Here is a 2,731-nt window from a genome sequence, read left to right on the forward strand (position 1 = left end):
CTGACCGTGGTGATCGGCGGGTCCTTCGGTGCAGGGAACTACTCCATGTGCGGCCGGGCGTACTCACCGCGCTTCCTGTGGATGTGGCCGGCTAGCCGGATTTCCGTCATGGGCGGAAACCAGGCCTCCAGCGTGCTTGCCACCGTCAAGCGCGACCAGTACGAGGCCCGCGGAGAGGAATGGTCCGCCGAGGAGGAGGAAGCCTTCAAGGCCCCGATCCGGGCACAGTACGAGGACCAGGGCAGCCCCTATTACTCCACCGCCCGCCTCTGGGATGACGGTGTGATCGATCCCGCGGATACCCGCACCGTTTTGGGGCTGGCGCTCGACGTCGTCTCCCGCACCCCGCTGCCGGAGACCTCCTTCGGCCTTTTCCGGATGTGAGCCAGCAATGACTACTCCTTCACCAACCACTATCTCCCAGGCCGCTACCTCCCGGGGCGGGAAACCCCTGTCCGGCACCGTCCTGGTGGCCAACCGCGGTGAGATCGCCTGCCGTGTGATCCGGACCTTGCGCGCCTTGGGCATGCGCTCGGTGGCCGTCTATTCCGACGCCGACGCCGGCGCCCGGCACGTGCGCGAAGCCGACATCGCCGTGCGGATCGGCCCGGCGGCCGCCGCCGAGAGCTACCTCAAGATCGAAGCGATCATCCAGGCCTGCCGCGAGACCGGCGCCGAGGCGGTCCACCCGGGCTACGGGTTCCTGAGCGAGAATGTCGACTTCGCCCGTGCCCTGGAGGCGGCCGGCATCACCTTCATCGGCCCCGGCGTCGAGTCCCTGAACGTCATGGGTGACAAGATCCGGTCCAAGAATCACGTGGCGGGCTATGGGGTTCCGGTGGTGCCGGGCATCGCCGAAGCGGGCATGACTGACGCGCAGTTGATCGCGGCCGCGGACGCCGTCGGCTTCCCGCTGCTCATCAAACCTTCGGCGGGCGGCGGCGGCAAGGGCATGCACATCGTGGAACGGGCCGCAGACCTGCCCGCCACTTTGGAAACCGCCCGCCGCGTCGCCGCCAGTGCCTTTGGCGATGACACGCTGTTCCTGGAGCGGCTGGTCCGCATGCCCAGACACATCGAGGTCCAGGTCCTGGCCGACAACCACGGCAACGTGATCCATCTGGGGGAGCGTGAGTGCTCGCTGCAGCGCCGCCACCAGAAAGTCATCGAGGAAGCGCCGTCGCCGTTGCTGGAGTCATTGAACGACGGCGGTGCCACCCGGGCGCGGATCGGTGAGGCTGCCTGCCAGGCGGCCCGGAGCGTCCACTACAGCGGGGCCGGAACTGTTGAGTTCCTGGTCTCGGACGAGGCTCCGGACGAGTTTTTCTTTATGGAGATGAACACGCGACTCCAGGTGGAGCACCCGGTCACGGAGATGGTTACTGGCGTGGACCTGGTCGAGTGGCAGGTGCGGATCGCCGCCGGTGAGGAACTGACTGTCCGGCAGGCCGACGTTGAACTTAACGGGCACGCCGTCGAAGCGCGCGTCTACGCGGAAATCCCGGAGCGGAACTTTATGCCGTCCACCGGGACCGTGCTCCTGCTCGACGAGATGCCCCATCACGGAGCCGGGAGGATCCGTGTGGACTCGGCCCTGCTGGAGGGCCTGGAGATCTCGTCCAGCTACGATCCCATGATTTCCAAGGTCATCGCCTGGGGCCCGGACCGCACCGTTGCCCTGGACACCCTGGACGCGGCGCTCGCCGGCTATACCGCACTTGGCATCGACACGAATGTTGAGTACCTTCGGCTGCTGATCAACGACCCCGACGTCCGCGCCGGGCACCTCGACACCGGCCTGATCGAACGCAAGATGCCGGATCTCACCTTCCGCCAGATCGCCGAACCCGAACTGATTGCCGCCGCGCTGTACATATGGGGACTTATACCGAGGCCACCCGAACTTCAACGTGGCGGAGAGAGGGCGTGGAGCGAGAACGACGGCTGGAGATTGGGCCGACGGGCGCCATGGCGGGTGTTTCTCAGGACCTCCGCAGGCGTATTGGCCTCAGTTCATATCACTGGTACCACGGCGTCCACCACTTCTCACGTGCGCGTTAACGGCGGCTCTGCACGAACGGCGTCCTTGGGAGCCCTGAGAGATGCCAAGATGCAGCTGACTCTGGATGGTGACTCCCATGTCTATTCGATGGTTCCAGGAACTGAGCCCCGCGAGCCCCAAGGGACCCTATCGGACAATACCGGTTCCGCAAAGACTCACCTGGTAGACCCGGCGGAACTCTTCCTTGGGCGCGACGGGTGGGGGTGCCGACTGGAGATTCTCACCCGGGAATCGCGTCTGGGATACGTGCTCGCTGCCATCGGGCGCGAGGAAGGAACGGCCGATCCGCAGGTTCGGGCGCCGATGCCCGGAACAGTGGTGTCGGTAGCCGTCAGCAGCGGAACGACAGTCACAAAGGGGCAGCTGCTGCTGTCGGTCGAAGCGATGAAGATGGAGCACCAACTGGTGGCCAGTTTAGATGGCACCGTCCACATCACTGCACGCACAGGTGACCTGGTCAAAGTCGACGAAGTGCTCGCAACAATTCATCCTAGCGATGCCGTTCGGGCCGACGACTTATCCACCCAATCTGCCGCCGCAGCAGGCATGGCAGAGCCGACCCATTAGTCAAAAGGAGCAACACTATGGCTGGTTTTGAACTCAGTGAGGAATACCAGGACCTCAGCGACACCGTACGGGACTTCGCGGACCACGCAGTGGCCCCCGTGT

General features: G+C 65.0%; 2 protein-coding genes. Both read left to right on the forward strand.

The genetic code is table 11. The annotated features are described in order from the left end of the window. Window positions 1-384: carboxyl transferase domain-containing protein (locus V9L17_RS21175; protein ID WP_337352788.1), on the forward strand; the 384-nt coding region annotated here is incomplete at its 5' end. A gap of 7 nt (window positions 385-391) precedes the next feature. Further along, window positions 392-2,629 carry an acetyl/propionyl/methylcrotonyl-CoA carboxylase subunit alpha gene (locus V9L17_RS21180; protein WP_337352790.1) on the forward strand — a complete coding sequence of 746 codons (2,238 nt, stop codon included), beginning with the start codon at window positions 392-394 and terminating at the stop codon, window positions 2,627-2,629. Window positions 2,630-2,731: the final 102 nt, after the last annotated feature.

This window comes from Pseudarthrobacter sp. CCNWLW207, assembly GCF_037203945.1.
GTDB lineage: Bacteria > Actinomycetota > Actinomycetes > Actinomycetales > Micrococcaceae > Arthrobacter.

Coding starts and splice junctions, on each gene's coding strand:
- V9L17_RS21180 (WP_337352790.1), top strand. CDS start 392: ATGACTACTCCTTCACCAACCACTATCTCCCAGGCCGCTACCTCCCGG.